Here is a 16,413-nt window from a genome sequence, read left to right as displayed (position 1 = left end):
CTCGTATCGGCTGCGCTCGGCGGCGACGCGGGCTGCATCGCCGCTGTAAGCGGCGCGCGGGGGGCGGGCGCCGCCGCGGCCGGGCCGGCGGCGCGCTGGCCCGCTTTCGGATCGAGGACGAACTGGATTTCGATCGGCGCGTTCCAGAAATCCCGGGCCAGATCGGCAATGCGGCCTGAAAACTGGCTCTTGACCCAGTCGAGCTTGAAGCGGTTCGGCGCGGCGATCGACAGCGTGTTCGCGGCGGCATCGAATGCGATCGGGGCCAGGGGTTTGATCCACGTCACGTACTGCTGGGGCGTCAATTCGCGCTCCAGCAGGGCGGAACAGTGTTGCCAAAAATCGTTCATCGAAGAAGCTGTCGTTTTTTCGGTTGCACGCACAGGCGCCGCAGCCCTTGTCGCGGATGCGCAACATGCGCAAGCGGACCGGCGCGGCCGTGCGGATATGCCCCGGAGGCTTGCGCAGCAAGGGTTTGAGCGCGAACGCGGGCCGAGGCGGTGTGTCGGATGGATGGAGATAAGGCGAGATTCTACCGCCAAACGCGTCGCGAGCGGGAGTTATCCACAGGGCCAGGTGACGGGTGGCGCACATCGCGGCGGCCGGCGAAACCGCGGGGCGCTGACGCCGTCGCGGCCCGTCCGGGCGTCTAAAGTATTGACCGCCAAGAGAAAAACGGTTTAAATAGCGGGTTCCGCGAAAACCAATCCTTTTTCCGGCGATTGCGTTCGCCCGGTTGCCTCGAAAGAGAGGGCGCGCGGTCCCGTATTCCCGACATTCTCGAACTTCAGTGAGAGCAACATGAAACGTACCTACCAACCTTCCGTGACGCGCCGCAAGCGCACCCATGGTTTCCGCGTGCGCATGAAGACGGCGGGCGGCCGCAAGGTCATCAACGCCCGTCGTGCGAAGGGCCGCAAGCGCCTCGCCATCTAAGGGCGGGCCGCGCGCTGTGTCCGCCGTCCGCAGCGATGCGGGCAAGGCTGCCGCTATTGCGGGTTCGATTCCGTTGCCAGCGTCCGCCGTTTTTCCCAAAGCTGCGCGACTTCTGAAAACGGATGAATTCTCATCCGTTTTTCGTTTGCGTCCGTGGCGGCGCACCGCGCATTTCGTGATCTACGGCAAGCCGACGGGGCGCGACGCGCGCCTTGGGCTCGTGGTCGGCAAAAAGCATGCACCGCGTGCGGTGACGCGCAACTTGGTCAAGCGGCTCGCGCGCGAAGCGTTTCGCGTGCGGCGCGCCGAGTTCGCGGGCTGGGACATTCTGCTGCGCTTGCATGCGCGCTTCGATACGAAAACGATGCCGAGTGCGGCATCCGCGCCGCTTGCGGCGCTATGCGCGGGCGAGATCCGCGAGTTGCTCGATCGGGCGGCGCGGGAGGTCGCGCGTCGCAATGCGGCTGCGGCCGCGTCAGATTGACGAATGTGCCGGCTTGGATGCGTGCGTTGTTCACGGCGGCCGGATCGGATAGCCGGGGCAGCCGAAGTGGTCGGACTTTGCCGGCGCGATCGGCCCTGTCCGCTCAGCCAGGCTCGAGCGGGCAGAGCAGGGCAATCAGGTGGTCGGCTCGAATGCGGCGCATCGGCGCCGCCATTGCTATGCAAACGGTATTGTTCGCGTTGCTGCGCTTCTACAAGCTTGCCGTGAGTCCGCTGCTCGGCAGCCGATGCCGTTTTTATCCTTCCTGTTCGGATTACGCGCGCGAGGCAATCCAGTATCATGGCGCCGCGCGTGGCACTTATCTCGCCGCCAGGCGGCTGTGCCGATGCCACCCTTTCTCCGCGGGCGGCATCGACCTCGTTCCGCCGCCGCCCAATTCCGACGCACGCAGCGCGCCCCGCGAAGCTGACGCGTCGTCCCATCGATTCTGAGACTACGCATGGATATCAAACGCACCGTCCTATGGGTGATCTTCTTCATGTCGGCTGTCATGCTGTTCGACAACTGGCAGCGATCCCACGGGCGCCCGTCGATGTTCTTCCCGAACGTCGCGCAGACGCATACCGCGGCGAACGCGGCTGATGGCGCGCCGGCCGCGAGCGGCGCAAGCAGTGCGGCGGCGTCGTTGCCGGCCGCGGCCGGCGAGGCGCCCGGTTCCACGGCGCCCGCCGCGCAGGCGCAGCTCGTGCGCTTTTCGACCGACGTCTACGACGGCGAGATCGACACGCGCGGCGGCACGCTCGCGAAGCTGACGCTGAAGAAGGAGGGCGACGGCAAGCAGCCCGATCTGTTCGTCACGCTGTTCGACCATACCGCGAACCATACGTATCTTGCGCGCACCGGCCTGCTGGGCGGCGATTTCCCGAACCACAACGACGTGTTCACGCAGGTCGCGGGCCCGACGGCACTGCCGGGCGATCAGAACACGCTGAAACTGTCGTTCGAATCGCCGGTCAAGGGTGGCGTGAAGGTGGTGAAGACCTACACGTTCACGCGCGGCAGCTACGTGATCGGCGTCGACACAAAGATCGACAACGTCGGCACCGCGCCCGTCACGCCGACCGTGTATATGGAACTCGTGCGCGACAACTCGTCGGTCGAGACGCCGATGTTCTCGCACACGTTCCTCGGGCCGGCGGTCTACTCCGATCAGAAGCATTTCCAGAAGATCACGTTCAGCGACATCGACAAGAACAAGGCCGAGTACGTCCCGTCCGCCGACAACGGCTGGGTCGCGATGGTTCAGCACTATTTCGCGTCCGCGTGGATTCCGCAGCAAGGGGCGAAGCGCGACATTTATGTCGGCAAGATCGATCCGTCGCTGTATCGCGTCGGCGTGAAGCAGCCGGTTGCGGCGATCGCGCCGGGGCAGTCGGCGGATGTGTCCGCGCGCCTGTTCGCTGGTCCGGAGGAGGAGCGCATGCTCGAGGGCGTCGCGCCGGGGCTCGAGCTTGTGAAGGATTACGGCTGGGTGACGATCATCGCGAAGCCGCTTTTCTGGTTGCTCGAGAAGATTCATGGCTACGTCGGCAACTGGGGCTGGGCGATCGTGCTGCTCACGCTGCTGATCAAGGCCGTGTTTTTCCCGCTGTCGGCCGCGAGCTACAAGTCGATGGCGCGGATGAAGGAAATCACGCCGCGGATGCAGGCGTTGCGCGAGCGCTTCAAGAACGATCCGCAGAAGATGAATGCGGCGCTGATGGAGCTTTACAAGACCGAAAAGGTCAATCCGTTCGGCGGCTGTTTGCCGGTCGTGATCCAAATTCCGGTGTTCATTTCACTGTACTGGGTGCTGCTCGCATCGGTCGAGATGCGCGGTGCGCCGTGGATTCTGTGGATTCACGATCTGTCGCAACGCGACCCGTACTTCATCTTGCCGGTGCTGATGGCCGTATCGATGTTCGTGCAGACGAAGCTGAACCCGACGCCCGCCGACCCTGTTCAAGCGAAGATGATGATGTTCATGCCGCTTGCATTCTCGGTAATGTTCTTCTTCTTCCCGTCGGGCCTCGTGCTGTACTACGTGGTCAACAACGTGCTGTCGATCGCGCAGCAGTATTACATTACGCGCACCATCGGCAACGCACCGAAGAAAAAGACGAGCTGACGCGGGTGCGCGCGGCGCGGCGAGCGCACCCGCCCGCCGCGGCGTCTTGTCGGACGATGTAAAAAAACCGCCCGGTTGGCGCCGGGCGGTTTTTTTATGGAAACCGTTCGATCGGACCGATGGCCGTGCAATCAGCGCTTGGGTGTTTCGCCGCCGTAGAACTGCTCGATTAGTTCCTGCACCAGATAACGATGATGCGGCGACAGCGCTTCGATTTTCGACGCGAGTTCGATCGTCTCGGGCGTCGGCGGATATTTCTCGTCGCGCGGCAGCGGCTGCGGTGTTACGCGCGCGGTGCTCGGCGGCGGACCGTAGTGCAGCCAATGTAGATCGACGCGCAGCCATTCGGCAAGCGTTTGCAATTTGTCCTGCGTCGGAATTGTGCGGCCCGTTAGCCATTTGTGCGCGGTTTGCGGAGACACCGGATGCTCGCCGCGATGGCGCAAATTGAAATGCAAAGCGAGTTCCGTCGCGCCGGTTACTTTTTCTGGGCTGCGCAACAGGGCGAATTTGAGACGTTCGGTGAACGCCGCTTTTTCTTCGAGTGTCGGCATGGCCAGATTGTGCAGTTCGACCACCGCCAAGAAGACAACTGAATGAGCTATATTTAGCTTAACTGAGCGATTGTTTAACCGGCAGGCGCGGGGTGTAACGAGTTCATCGGTGGGAACCATGCTTTTCACACGGCGATCAGCGGCTGTTTTTCGATGCCGGATCGCGTATTTGTCGGACAAATTAATTAGCTCAGCTAAGATAAGTGTGGGCAGACGAAAAGCCGTCTTTCGATTCCGGTCCGGCGAGGTAGTATAGCGCCGCCAAGCTACAATTCGACATACGAACCTATTTGCCGTTTACTGATTTCCGTTCATTTATCGCCGATTGACCGCCATGCTCGCCACCGATTCCGATCCGATTGTCGCCATTGCCACTGCGTCCGGGCGGGGAGGGATCGGTGTCGTGCGCTTGTCGTTCGGGCGCGCGGGCGAAGCGGCGGCGTTGGCGCTCAGCGAAACGTTGTGCGGTACGCGGCTTACGCCGAGGCACGCGAGCTATGTGCCGTTTCTCGACGGCGACGGCAAGCCGCTCGATCGTGGCATCGCGCTCTATTTTCCCGCGCCGCATTCGTACACCGGCGAGCACGTGCTCGAATTGCAGGGGCATGGCGGCCCGATCGTGCTGCAACTCGTGTTGCAGCGCTGCATCGATGCCGGCCGCCCCTATGGCTTGCGGCTTGCCGAGCCGGGTGAATTCACACGTCGCGCATTCTTGAACGACAAGCTCGATCTCGCGCAGGCCGAGGCGGTGGCCGATCTGATCGAGGCGAGCACCGAGGCGGCCGCCCGATCGGCCGGCCGCTCGCTGGACGGCGCATTTTCCCGCGATATTCATGCGCTCGTCGATGACGTGATCTCGCTGCGGATGCTCGTCGAGGCGACGCTCGATTTCCCGGAAGAGGAGATCGATTTCCTCGAAGCCGCGGATGCGCGCGGCAAACTCGCGCGTATCCGCGAGCGGCTTGCGCAAGTGCTGGGCGACGCGCGGCAGGGCGCGCTGCTGCGCGAGGGGCTGTCGGTCGTGCTCGCGGGGCAGCCGAACGTCGGCAAATCGTCGCTGTTGAATGCGCTTGCAGGCGCGGAGCTGGCGATTGTCACGCCGATCGCCGGCACGACGCGCGACAAAGTCGCCCAGACGATTCAGATCGAAGGCATTGCGCTGCATATCATCGACACAGCGGGGCTGCGCGAAACGCAGGACGAGGTGGAGCAAATCGGCATTGCGCGCACGTGGGGCGAGATCGAGCGTGCCGATGTCGTGCTGCATCTGCTCGATGCGAGAAGCGGCCTGGGGGCCGACGACGAGGCGATCGCGGAGCGTTTTCCGGCGAACGTGCCGGTCGTGCGCGTTCTGAACAAGACGGATTTGACCGGCGCGCCAGCGGCGGTCGAACGCTTTGCCGCGCGCCCGGGCGGCTCGGATCTGTGCGAAGTGCGGTTGTCGGCAAAGCGCGGCGACGGAATCGATTTATTGCGCGGCGAGTTGCTGCGGATTGCGGGCTGGCAGGCGGGCGCGGAGAGTGTTTATCTTGCGCGCGAGCGGCATTTGATCGCGCTGCGCGCAGCGCAGGAGCATCTCGCGCAGGCGACGGAACATGCCGAACAGAATGCTCACGCGCTGGATCTCTTTGCCGAGGAATTACGCCTTGCGCAAGAACAGTTGAATTCGATTACCGGAGAATTCAGTTCCGATGATTTGTTGGGCGTGATTTTCAGCCGGTTTTGCATCGGGAAATGACCGATCGAATGCAAGCGAGGAAAGGCAATTGCCGGAATCGATAAAGGTTTCGCCGGCCGACGCAACTGTCTCGTTCTCTCCCCTCTATCAGCTGGTTGAAGCCAAGGCCGGCGCACGATGGCCGAATCCGGTACCGCAACGGATTCGGCCTTTTCATTCGGCTCGAATGCGACGCTCGCCCGGGCAATGGCGGTGAATCGGACAAAAAGTCTCATAGGAATGTAGGGAATCGTACATTCGGTATTGATGCGATTTATTACGCTCGCGCTTCAGTGTGGCGCCGGCGCGCGCTGTGCGCCCGTTCCGATTCGACGAATACGTTGCGATAAGCCGATATTTCCGCCAAGCCGACGCAAGAAGTAAAAGCATTCGCGCGCCATATTCGGAACTCCTTCGCTGGCCCGTTCAACGCCATCCTGACCATTGCGTGGGGAAATCATGGCTTTCGCATATCGTCGCCGCGCGCTGTCGTATCCAGAGGCCCAGCGATTTGCCGCGCGCGCTATCTCCACTCGCGCGGCAAACGCTGCGATTCGTTAGCCGCGTTCCGTGATTTTCCGCATGATCGTTCGTCAATTCGTGTCACGAGCGGCAGTTGCCGCGCACTGCGTGTTGCTAGGCGTGATGGTGTTATCCGGTACGCGTTACGCTCACGCGCAGTCCTACCGTGACGTTGCGCCGTTGCCGCCGCCTGCCGCCGCCAAATACTCGTCTCCTGCATTGCCCGCCGAGCCCGACGACCGTTCGACGGCCGTCGCGATTACGCAACTGCGCGGCATCGCGTTTGTGCGTGGGGGCGTTTCATCGGCTGAAGGCGACGCGCATAGCGGTGCATCGAGCGCTGACGGCAACGTGCGCGAGACCGGCCTGCCGTTGCTGAACGCAGCGTTTCTCGGCCGTCTCGCGGCCGATATCGGCAAGCCGCTTACATTCGCTCGTCTGGCCGACATCCGGCGCATGGTCGTGCAGGCGTATCGCGACGCCGGGCGGCCGCTCGTCGATGTTTACGTGCCTGAACAAGACGTGAGCGGTGGCGAGGTGACGATCGCGGTTGCTGAATTCCGGCTCGGCAACGTATCGTTGCAAGGCAACCGCCATTTCTCGACGGCGCTGCTCGAACGCGAGATGCCGCTGTCGACCGGCAAACCGATTCGGGCAGACGACGTCGATGCCGGGCTCGCGTTGCTGAACGAGAATCCGTACCGTCGCGTTGATGCTGTCTACGCGCCGGGCGCCGCACCCGGCACGACCGACGTCGTGTTGAACGTCGACGATCGTCTGCCGCTGCGCATCTACGGCGGCTACAACAACGACGGCGTCCGGCAGCTCGGCCGCGACCGTGTGCTCGCAGGCCTCGATTACGGTAACTTGTTCGGTGCCGACATTCGTTTCGGATACCAAATGACCGCGAGCAACGATTTGTTGACTGGCAATCCGGCGATCGAGGGCCGTCCGAACCGCCCGCGCTTCATCGCGCATGCGATGAATTTCGTTGTGCCGCTGACGCCCTTCGACAGCATCGAGCTATTCGGCGTGTTCGCGCGCAGCACGCCGAGGCTGCCGGACAGCTATCGACAAGACGGGATCAGTTCGCAGATCAGCTTTCGCTACGGCCGCCGGCTGCCGTCATTGGCCGGCTGGCAGCAGCGCGCACGGTTCGGCTATGACTTCAAGCGTTCGAACAACGATCTGGAATTCGGCGGCTTTCAAGTATTCAACGCGAACACGCACGTTCATCAATTCGTGCTCGAGTATGACGCGTCGAAGAGCGACGCATCCGGCGACACGCGCGTCAACGCGTCGCTGATGCTGAGCCCCGGCGGTTTCGACGGCAACAACCGCGACGACGCGTTCGATGCGGCGCAGCTTGGCGCAAAGGCGCGCTACCAGTATCTTCAACTGTCCGCGCAACGCGACACGCCGCTCGGCGCGTCGAAATTCATCTGGTCGATGCGTGCGCAGGTGCAATGGACGAACAGCACGCTGCTGCCGAGCGAAAAACTCGGCCTGGGCGGCGATGCGACGGTGCGTGGCTACGAGCCTTATTCGGCACAAGGGGATCGCGGCTGGAATATTCAATCGGAGTTGCGTTCGCCTTCGTTCGGCCTGGGCGCCGTCGCGCTACAGCCGTTCTTGTTCTTCGATGCCGGCCGCGTGTGGAACCGCACGCCGCAGCCGGTCGATATCAACAGCGCGTCGCTGGCGAGCATCGGTGCGGGCTTTCGGTTGCAGGCCGCACGCTTTGTCAGCGTGCGCGGCACGCTGGGATTTCCGCTGCGCTCGGTCGTGCCGAACGGATCAAAGGCGCCGCAAGGCGAGCTTTTCGTCGTTTTCGGCAGTTGAACGGAAGCGGGGTGGCGCGATCGGCAGGCGCGCGATCTCGAAGATCGACGAATAACGCCCGACATCGCGGTGTCCAGCTTGCAGCCGCTGCGGCTATCGGGTGCGGACAGACAGTCGCGGCTGCCGCCGTCCTTGCCGTTCCGGCGATTGCATGGGCGTACCGGATCGCGCCGTGGCCGGCGTTTTTGGGTGCGGCAAGACCGTTCAGCTCGAGACAGCTAATGGGCACCCGCAGCGGGGGCGCTTCGTCTTATCCTAAAGCCTTGCAGGCAGCCGAAGCGACCATTGCCGTGAATTTTTACCGGCCGTCGGGGCGGCAGGCGCATTGCTGCACCGGAGTCCGGCGCGAGCGTTGGACGATCGCAGCGTTTTGCGACGTGGTTTATGTATGCCTCCGGCCCTTTGGGGCGGGAAACAAGGAATGCGACGCGCATACCGATCAGGCACTCGACGGGTTAAGTGACATCACCGGCCGGCGGCCGAGCGTCGGCGTCTACACCGAGTACACGCGATGCGGCGCGACGCGTGCATGACACGATGAAACCACTGTCGGAGCGCGGCGCATCAGTTCGTGGGAATGCGATGCTCAATGCCGCCGCAGCAGACGCCATGGATGACGCCAGTCGGCATGCGCGGGTGCCGCGTGTTCATCGCGCGGACGCTTCAGGCGGTGTTCCTGCCATAGTTCGTCGGAATACAGCACCGCCACGATGAGCAGCGGCAACACGAGAAAAACGCCCAATATCAGTTGCTCGATCACGATCACCTCCGTCGTGCGGCGGGAACCCTTGATTCATTTTAGGCTCTGTATTGGAGCCCACAGTCATTTTCAGTTGACGAATTTTCCGGCATCTCCGGCGCACCGGCGTCCATGCCGCCCGTGCGCAGCTAATCAAATGACTCAAGGACATTCATGCAAATTCAGAATGAACAGCACACGCTCGCGTTGAGGCCGCTCGAGCGCCAAGATCTGCGTTTCGTTCACGAACTCAACAACGACGCAAAAATCATGCGTTACTGGTTCGAGGAGCCATACGAAACCTTCGCGGAACTGTCGCAACTGTACGATCAGCACGTGCACGACCAGCGCGAGCGCCGTTTCGTCGTGGCGGACACGGAGGGCGAGCTTGTCGGCCTCGTCGAGCTGATCGAACTCGACTATATCCACCGGCGCGGCGAGTTCCAGATCATCATCGCGCCAAACCAGCAAGGCCGCGGTTACGCGACGCACGCGACGCGGCTGGCGGTGGCTTATGCGTTCAAGGTGCTGAACCTGCGCAAGCTGTATTTGATCGTCGACAAATCGAATGTCGCGGCGATTCATGTGTACGAGAAATGCGGTTTCAGGCATGAAGCCGAGCTGATCGAAGAGTTTTTTGGTAACGGCCAATATCACAACGCATTGCGGATGTGCATATTTCAGCGAGATTATTTCGCGGCTCAGTAGCGCGCCGACGAATTGCGCGGTTGTGAATGAAGCCGGCTGGCGTATATGTCGGCGTGCGCAATCGGTGACAGAGTGCCGGCGGCATAAGCCGCTGGCATTTTTTTTGTATTCCGCATATCAGAAAAACTTGGTGCGGCACTGCGAAATTTCTTGACGACTTTATGTGCGGCGCATCAAATAGATCGGCGACGCGAATTGAATTATCCAACTCGTTCATTTGCGTCGTGCCTATGGAACGGAAAGTCTTGCCAAATAAGACTTTGGCGGATTAGAAAAATCCGGAGTGCGTATTTTCCCCCGAAATGGCGCGCCATACTGGAACCGGTATGCAGGGGGGGTGACGGGGTGCGGCAATACGTCACTATTGCAATCGCACAACGATTGTGCTTGCGGTCACCGTCGGTTCTCCTAGCATGAACAAGTGCGGGCCGACGCATGCCTTTAAATACATAGCTAATGAGCGTATCGGCGCGCGAGTATGGGAGACACGACATGAAACGAACTGGTCTTTTGCTTGCGTTGATAAGCGGCATCGCTGCGTTTTCGGTTGCGCAGGCAGGCGGCGATGCGTCGCTCAAGCCTCAACAGGAAATCCAGCTCACCAAGAATGCGTGGGGATGTCTGTCGAAAGACAATTTGGACTCCGTACTGAGCCATGAGCGCGACGGCCGCTCGCAAGCGCGGCAACAGTATTTCGACGACTTCCGCTGCCTGTCGGTGCCGGAAGGTCAACGCTTCCGGGTGGTCAGCGTCGACAAGGGCGACGTGCAGTTCGTGAGCGCCGAGAATAGCGACCAGCAAGGTCTCTGGACGGACGCACGCTTCATCAAGCAGTAACGGCAGGGCTACCGCGCGGCCGTCTTGCGGCGGCGCGCGGGTGTCGGCCGGGGAGGCGTGGTTTGTGTATGGCCTGGGCGGTGCCCGGGCCGCGTTGCGTTTAGCCCGGCCATCAGGTCGTTTTACGCCTGCCGTGTGCGTATCGCGCATTCTGTATCATCATGCCCCGACTCGAATCAACGGCCTGTATGGGGCACGATGCTGGAATGGCGCTCAAATCGACGATCTACAAGGCGGAACTGCAAATCGCCGACATGGACCGGCATTACTATGCCGATCATTCACTCACCGTCGCACGTCATCCGTCCGAGACGGACGAACGGATGATGGTGCGCATTGCCGCGTTCGCGCTTTTCGCGGATGAACGGCTCGAATTCTGCAAGGGGCTTTCGGATACCGACGAGCCCGATCTCTGGCAAAAAGATCTGACGGGCGCGATCGATGCGTGGATCGACGTCGGCCAGCCGGACGAGCGGCGCATCGCGAAAGCGAGCGGGCGCGCCGGGCGGGTGGACGTGATTGCGTATGGCGGCCGCGCGTCCGATATCTGGTGGCAAGGCGCGCGCGCGAAGGTGGAGCGGCTGCGCAATGTGCGGGTGGTGTCACTGACGGACGGCGTGGCCGCCGCGCTGGGCGGGCTTGCACAGCGGACGATGCGCCTGCAATGCACGGTGCAGGACGGCGCGGCGTGGCTGTCGAGCGCAACGCATGACCCGGTGGCGATCGAATGGACCGTGCTGAAGGCGCGGGACGACGAGTGAGCATGTTACGGCGTGCGTCGCAATTTCCGTGCTCCAGAATAAGGCCGGAAGCTGCGCCATGCACTGAAGCACCCGCCGCTTTCGCATCAGTGCGCGGCGGCTTGCGGCAGCCCCTTGAGTTCAACCATATTGCCTTCGGGGTCGTATAGATAGATCGACGGCCCGTAGCCGTCTGCGCCGTAGCGCCGCTCGGCGTCACCCGGCCGCGCACCGTGCGCGTCAAGGTGAGCGCGCAACGCGACAGCGTCGAACGGTTCGATGCGCAAGCATAGATGATCCATGTTGTGGCTCTGTTCGGGCGTGCCGCGCGCCAATAGGTCGATCAGCGATTTGCCGGCGCGCAACTGAACGAGCCCCAAGTCCTGCTGCACTTTCTCGACGTGGCAGCCGAGCGCGTCGCAATAAAAGCGCGTCATGGCATCCAGATCGGTCACGCGCAGTACGACGTGATCGATCTCGCGGATATGGGGTTTCATCGAAAGCGTCTCCTGTCCGGGGAGTCTTACCGAGTGTAGACGGTTGGTGCGGGCGGCGGAGGGCCGGCGCAAAATCGATGGACGAAAAAAAGCCCGTTCGCATTTGAACGGGCTTAATCCATATCAGGAGGAGACATGGAGGAGACGGTTCCTACTATACACATCCGGATGGTGCAATGCAATATTCGATGTGCAAAAAAACATCAGGACAGCAATCTGTCGCATTCGCACTGCGCCAAAATGGGGCCAATGCCGATATGAAGGCGCGCGGCCGTGAGGCGACCGGCGACTGGCGATCTGTATCGATTGTGGAAACTATGAGGCGAATGAGAGCGCAAGATTCAGCGCGTGGCCGGATGCGATGGCGTCTACAGTGGCACGCATCCGTTCCGCTTTTGCGAGGTCATGATGAAAAAGTCGGATTATTCGACTGACGATGCGCGCTGGGCCGCGCTCATTGCGCGCGACGCTCGCGCCGATGGCGCGTTTTGCTATGCAGTCAGGACGACGGGAGTGTTTTGTCGTCCGTCATGCGCGTCGCGGCTGCCGCTGCGCGAAAATGTCGCGTTTTTTGCCGATACGGCCGCGGCGCGCGCGGCGGGTTATCGTCCGTGCAAGCGCTGCCGGCCCGAAGGGCTGCCGCGCGAGCATGAGATCGTCAATCGCGCGTGCGCGGTGCTTGACGCGCACCGCCAGGATCGTTTCACGCTCGCGCAACTGAGCGACGCCGTTCACGTGAGTCCATTTCACTTGCAACGGCTGTTCAAGCGCGTAGTCGGCGTGTCGCCGCGCCAGTATCAGGCCGCGCGGCGGGGCGCGGCGTTGCGCGAGGCGCTGCAAAGCGGCGCGGCTGTCACGCGGGCAGCTGTCGACGCGGGCTTCAATTCGTCGTCGAGGCTCTACGAATCGGTGCCGCGTGAGCTTGGCATGCTGCCGTCGGCGTTTCGCCGCAAGGGCGCGGGGTTGACGATCGCGTATGCGACGGCCGATACCCCGCTCGGTATGGTGCTCGTCGCGGCTACCGGCAAGGGAATTTGCAAGATTGCGTTCGGCGACGCAGCCGAGCCGCTCGTCGACGAACTGAGGGCGTCCTTTGCGAATGCGGCGCTGGTTGAATCGCCTGAGCGGATTGCGCCGTTCGTCGAGCAAATCAACGCTTATCTGAACGGCACGCGCGAGCGCTTCGATCTGCCGCTCGATATCGCCGCAACCGCGTTTCAGCAACGCGTATGGGACGCGTTGTGTCGGATTCCATACGGCCAGACACGCAGCTATACGGAGATTGCCGAGGCGCTTGGCGCGCCACGCGCAGTGCGTGCGGTCGCGAGCGCTTGCGCGTCGAATCCGGTCGCGTTGGCGATTCCGTGTCATCGCGTCGTGCAAAAAAGCGGCTCGCTCGCCGGCTATCGGTGGGGGCTGCCGCGTAAGGCAGCGCTGATCGATGCCGAGGCGCAACGCGCGGGTGGCGAGTTTGCCGCCGCGCTCGCCGTGGACGACGCGACTTGAGCGCCGCCGCACAAACCGCGGCCGCCGCATTGCCCGCCGCGCAGCCGGGCGGCGTCACGTTCGAGTTGCCCTTCAAATCTCCATACGATTGGCCGCGCGTGCTGCGCTTTTTGGCGGGACGCGCGATTCCCCGCGTCGAGGCAGTCGAGGGCGGCGCGTACCGGCGCACGATCGAATATTGCGGCGCGACGGGCGTGCTCATGGTGCGTAAGCATCCGCGCAAGCGCTGTCTTGTCGCGCTCGTCGAAGGCGAGGCGGCGTGTTGCGCGGATGACGCGCTCGCCGTGCGTCTGGCGACGATGTTCGATCTGCACGCCAATCCTGCCGTGATCGATGCGCATCTCGCGCGCGACGCATGGCTTGCGCCTCTTGTCAGCGCTGCGCCGGGCTTGCGCGTGCCGGGCGCCTGGTCGAGCTTCGAGCTGATCGTGCGCGCGATCGTCGGCCAGCAAGTGAGCGTGAAGGCGGCGACGACGATCGTCGGGCGGCTGGTCGAGCGTGCGGGCGAGCCGCTTGCCGACAAGGCGCCGCATGCGGCAACCGGTTGGCGTTTTCCGGAGCCGGCCGAGCTTGCCGCGTGCGACTTGTCGAACGTCGGGATGCCGGGCAAGCGCGTTGCCGCATTGCAGGGCGTCGCGCGCGCCGTCGCGGCGGGTGACGTGCCGATCGACGCGTATGCCGACGACCCGGCCGGCGTGCGCGCCGCACTGCTGGCGCTGCCGGGCATTGGACCGTGGACGGTCGAATATGTCGCGATGCGTGCCTGGCGCGACGCCGACGCGTGGCCGGCGACCGACCTCGTGCTGATGCAGGCAATCGCCGCGCGCGATCCTGCGCTCGACCGGCCGGCCAGCCAGCGTCTGCGTACCGAGCCGTGGCGGCCGTGGCGCGCTTATGCGGCGATGCATTTATGGAACGAGATCGCCGACCGGGCGGGCGCGGCGCGCGGCGGATAGTGGCATAAGCAACGGATGGCGGACGGTCGGCCCGCGCATGCACAACCGGGCGGGCGGTGCCGAGGGCGGGTCAAGCGAGCGGCGCGGCGAGATGTTAAAGTGCCCGCTACCATTTCATTCCCACAACTGACCCGCGCATGCCGCGCGACATTGAGCCATCCTTGCGCATCGATGCTGAACAACATGACTCCCCGCCAGACTGACCGGCTGCTGCAACGCCTCGCCGTGCTGAGCACGAACCCGACACGCGAGCAACTGCCTAACGGGCTGCGCGGCATCGAAAAGGAGAGCCTGCGCGTGACGCGCGACGGGATGATCGCGTTCACGCCGCATCCGCGCGTGCTCGGCTCGGCGCTGACGCATCCGTCGATCACGACCGACTACTCGGAAGCGCTGCTCGAGCTGATCACGCCCGCCGAACGCGACGCCGCGACGACGCTCGCGCGGCTCGACGAATTGCATCGCTATGTCTATGCATTGATCGGTGACGAGATGCTGTGGACGAATTCGATGCCCGGCCTGCTGCCCGCCGACGATGAAATCCCAATCGCGAATTACGGCGTGTCGAACATCGGCCGTCTGAAAACGGTTTACCGGCGCGGTCTCGCATATCGCTACGGGCGCACGATGCAGTGCATCGCGGGCATCCACTACAACTATTCGTTGAACGAAGAAGTGTGGCGGCGGTTACATGAGGAAGACGGCTCCACCGCGAATCTGGTCGACTATCAATCCGAGCGCTATCTCGCGCTGATTCGCAACTTCCGCCGCACGAGCTGGCTGCTGATGTACTTGTTCGGCGCGTCGCCCGCGCTCGATTTGGGTTTTTTGCGCGGACGCGCGCACAAGCTCGATGCATTCGACGCCACGACGTTGTATCGCCCGTATGCAACCAGCTTGCGCATGAGCGATCTCGGCTACTCGAATACGACCGCGCAGGCCGCGCTCGAAGCGGACTACAACACGCTGCAGGGCTATCTCGACGCGCTGTCGAAGGCGGTCAGCGATCCCTATCCGCCATACGAGGCGATCGGCACGCATCGCGACGGCGAATGGATTCAGATCAACACGAATGTGCTGCAAATCGAGAACGAGTTTTACTCGACGATTCGGCCAAAGCGCGTCACCTATTCGGGCGAGCGGCCCCTGCATGCGCTGGCCTCGCGCGGCGTGCAGTACATCGAAGTGCGGTGTCTCGACATCGATCCGTTCGAGCCGGTCGGCATTTCGCTCGAAACCGCGCGCTTTCTCGATGCGTATTTGCTCGTTTGCGCGCTCGATGCGAGCCCGCCGCTCACATGCGACACGTATCGGGAATCGGATGCGAATTTCGGCCGCGTCACGCTGGACGGGCGCCGGCCGGGGCTCGAGTTGATGCGCGACGGCGTGAGCGTGCCGATGCGCGTGTGGGCCGACGAAATGCTCTCGAAGATCGATGCCGCAGGCGCCGTGCTGGATGGGATTCGCGGCGATGATGCGCACGCGCGCGCGATTGCCGCGCAGCGCGCGAAGCTCGACAATCCGGAACTCACCCCGTCGGCGCGCGTGTTGCGCACGATGCGCGAGCGGGGCCAGTCGTTCATCGAATTCGCGCGCGCGCAGAGCGAAGCGCATGCATCGTATTTTCGCGCCCGGCTGCTCGACGATGAGGCGATGCAGCAAGCGCAGCGGCTCGCGCAGCGCTCGCTCGATGAACAGACGGAACTCGAAGGAAAGAATGCGGGATCGTTCGATGCGTTCGTCGCCGCGTATCGCGCTTATACGCTGAATCGGTTCAGCGTTTGATGGCGCGGGGATAAAGGATGGCTGACGGGCGGCGGCTGGCCTTGCGCGCTTGGCGCGCCGCCCGTGCGGGTCGTTTGTTGGGCATCGAAAGCCGTTCGAGTTGGTGCGCGCAGGCGTGCGTTTAGCCTCGGCCGGCGGCGTTGCGTGCGACCCGTTTGCCGGCGCGGAGACGTTTCCGGTCGCTGCGCGCGCAGAGCCGGTTGGGCCGGGTCGGGTGCGAGGACGAGCCCAGCTTGTCATGCTGTCACGTTGGTGAGATTGATCGACACGAATGCACTTGAACAACTCAAGTCGGCGAGCCGCGAGATGTGTGTGAACTGAGGTGCCTGAGAGGCAGGCGCGCTGAGGCGTGGATGTCGTGCCGGTGGTATTGAGGAAGCGGGAGGCGCTGAAGTACGCGACGGACCGAGCCATTTCCGCGGCGTGTTCGTCGTGTACACGCCGAACGGGGCGAAGGACAGC

The 16,413-nt window shown here is 63.0% G+C and carries 17 protein-coding genes; 13 read left to right on the top strand and 4 right to left on the bottom strand.

Going from position 1 to position 16,413, the window contains the following annotated elements; genetic code table 11:
• A partial coding sequence (locus BSIN_RS05975; protein ID WP_305883046.1) for a DnaA N-terminal domain-containing protein occupies window positions 1–350 on the bottom strand: 350 nt, incomplete at its 3' end.
• Window positions 351–801: 451 nt separating this feature from the next.
• On the opposite strand from BSIN_RS05975, the gene rpmH reads away from it, so the two are divergent.
• From rpmH to yidC, 4 genes are all read left to right on the top strand, one after another.
• Window positions 802–936: a 50S ribosomal protein L34 gene (rpmH, locus tag BSIN_RS05970; RefSeq protein ID WP_004198824.1), complete on the top strand. Its 135-nt coding sequence runs from the start codon at window positions 802–804 to the stop codon at window positions 934–936.
• Between the two features lie 73 nt (window positions 937–1,009).
• Window positions 1,010–1,420 (top strand): ribonuclease P protein component, encoded by a 411-nt coding sequence (gene rnpA, locus BSIN_RS05965; protein ID WP_089339822.1) that lies wholly within the window; start codon window positions 1,010–1,012, stop codon window positions 1,418–1,420.
• A 179-nt stretch (window positions 1,421–1,599) separates the two neighbouring features.
• On the top strand, window positions 1,600–1,872 hold the full coding sequence (gene yidD, locus BSIN_RS05960) for a membrane protein insertion efficiency factor YidD (RefSeq protein ID WP_059517169.1): 273 nt from the start codon (window positions 1,600–1,602) through the stop codon (window positions 1,870–1,872).
• 8 nt (window positions 1,873–1,880) lie between these two features.
• A complete protein-coding gene (gene yidC / locus BSIN_RS05955) occupies window positions 1,881–3,548 on the top strand; it encodes a membrane protein insertase YidC (RefSeq protein WP_089339809.1) in 1,668 nt (555 codons plus the stop codon).
• Window positions 3,549–3,679: 131 nt separating this feature from the next.
• Here yidC and BSIN_RS05950 read toward each other — a convergent pair whose 3' ends face one another.
• Window positions 3,680–4,102 carry a transcriptional regulator gene (locus BSIN_RS05950; RefSeq protein WP_059517923.1) on the bottom strand — a complete coding sequence of 141 codons (423 nt, stop codon included), beginning with the start codon at window positions 4,100–4,102 and terminating at the stop codon, window positions 3,680–3,682.
• 334 nt (window positions 4,103–4,436) lie between these two features.
• Here BSIN_RS05950 and mnmE point away from each other — a divergent pair, with 334 nt between their 5' ends.
• The 3 genes from mnmE (at window position 4,437) to BSIN_RS05935 (ending at window position 8,716) form a co-directional block, all read left to right on the top strand.
• Complete coding sequence (gene mnmE / locus BSIN_RS05945; protein WP_089339808.1) at window positions 4,437–5,840, top strand: tRNA uridine-5-carboxymethylaminomethyl(34) synthesis GTPase MnmE; 1,404 nt, start codon at window positions 4,437–4,439, stop codon at window positions 5,838–5,840.
• 561 nt (window positions 5,841–6,401) lie between these two features.
• Window positions 6,402–8,183 carry a ShlB/FhaC/HecB family hemolysin secretion/activation protein gene (locus BSIN_RS05940; protein ID WP_369828146.1) on the top strand — a complete coding sequence of 594 codons (1,782 nt, stop codon included), beginning with the start codon at window positions 6,402–6,404 and terminating at the stop codon, window positions 8,181–8,183.
• A 221-nt stretch (window positions 8,184–8,404) separates the two neighbouring features.
• Window positions 8,405–8,716, top strand: coding sequence for a hypothetical protein (locus BSIN_RS05935; RefSeq protein WP_143757355.1), 312 nt, complete (start codon window positions 8,405–8,407; stop codon window positions 8,714–8,716).
• 53 nt (window positions 8,717–8,769) lie between these two features.
• Here BSIN_RS05935 and BSIN_RS25770 read toward each other — a convergent pair whose 3' ends face one another.
• Entirely contained in the window at window positions 8,770–8,949 is a 180-nt protein-coding gene (locus BSIN_RS25770; protein WP_089339806.1) for a hypothetical protein, read from the bottom strand.
• 147 nt (window positions 8,950–9,096) lie between these two features.
• Here BSIN_RS25770 and speG point away from each other — a divergent pair, with 147 nt between their 5' ends.
• The 3 genes from speG to BSIN_RS05915 all read left to right on the top strand — a co-directional run bounded on the left by speG (window position 9,097) and on the right by BSIN_RS05915 (window position 11,228).
• Window positions 9,097–9,630 (top strand): spermidine N1-acetyltransferase, encoded by a 534-nt coding sequence (speG, locus tag BSIN_RS05925; RefSeq protein ID WP_089339805.1) that lies wholly within the window; start codon window positions 9,097–9,099, stop codon window positions 9,628–9,630.
• 492 nt (window positions 9,631–10,122) lie between these two features.
• Complete coding sequence (gene sap1 / locus BSIN_RS05920) at window positions 10,123–10,467, top strand: surface attachment protein Sap1 (protein ID WP_059517177.1); 345 nt, start codon at window positions 10,123–10,125, stop codon at window positions 10,465–10,467.
• Window positions 10,468–10,673: 206 nt separating this feature from the next.
• The gene (locus BSIN_RS05915; RefSeq protein ID WP_089339804.1) at window positions 10,674–11,228 is read left to right on the top strand and encodes a YaeQ family protein; all 555 of its coding nucleotides are present in this window, start codon (window positions 10,674–10,676) and stop codon (window positions 11,226–11,228) included.
• An 86-nt stretch (window positions 11,229–11,314) separates the two neighbouring features.
• On the opposite strand, the gene BSIN_RS05910 is transcribed toward BSIN_RS05915, so the two are convergent.
• Window positions 11,315–11,704: a VOC family protein gene (locus BSIN_RS05910; protein ID WP_089339803.1), complete on the bottom strand. Its 390-nt coding sequence runs from the start codon at window positions 11,702–11,704 to the stop codon at window positions 11,315–11,317.
• A gap of 408 nt (window positions 11,705–12,112) precedes the next feature.
• Here BSIN_RS05910 and ada point away from each other — a divergent pair, with 408 nt between their 5' ends.
• The 3 genes from ada to gshA all read left to right on the top strand — a co-directional run bounded on the left by ada (window position 12,113) and on the right by gshA (window position 15,951).
• The gene (ada, locus tag BSIN_RS05900) at window positions 12,113–13,210 is read left to right on the top strand and encodes a bifunctional DNA-binding transcriptional regulator/O6-methylguanine-DNA methyltransferase Ada (protein WP_089339820.1); all 1,098 of its coding nucleotides are present in this window, start codon (window positions 12,113–12,115) and stop codon (window positions 13,208–13,210) included.
• Window positions 13,207–14,166 (top strand): DNA-3-methyladenine glycosylase family protein, encoded by a 960-nt coding sequence (locus tag BSIN_RS05895; RefSeq protein WP_089339802.1) that lies wholly within the window; start codon window positions 13,207–13,209, stop codon window positions 14,164–14,166. Before ada ends, BSIN_RS05895 begins: the two co-directional genes overlap by 4 nt.
• Window positions 14,167–14,337: 171 nt before the next feature.
• Window positions 14,338–15,951 carry a glutamate--cysteine ligase gene (gene gshA / locus BSIN_RS05890; protein ID WP_173678634.1) on the top strand — a complete coding sequence of 538 codons (1,614 nt, stop codon included), beginning with the start codon at window positions 14,338–14,340 and terminating at the stop codon, window positions 15,949–15,951.
• The last annotated feature ends 462 nt before the right edge of the window (window positions 15,952–16,413 follow it).

Source organism: Burkholderia singularis, assembly GCF_900176645.1.
GTDB classification, from domain to species: Bacteria; Pseudomonadota; Gammaproteobacteria; order Burkholderiales; family Burkholderiaceae; genus Burkholderia; species Burkholderia singularis.
The sequence above is the reverse complement of the archived record's forward strand: the minus strand, read 5'-3'. Positions and strand labels throughout refer to the sequence as shown.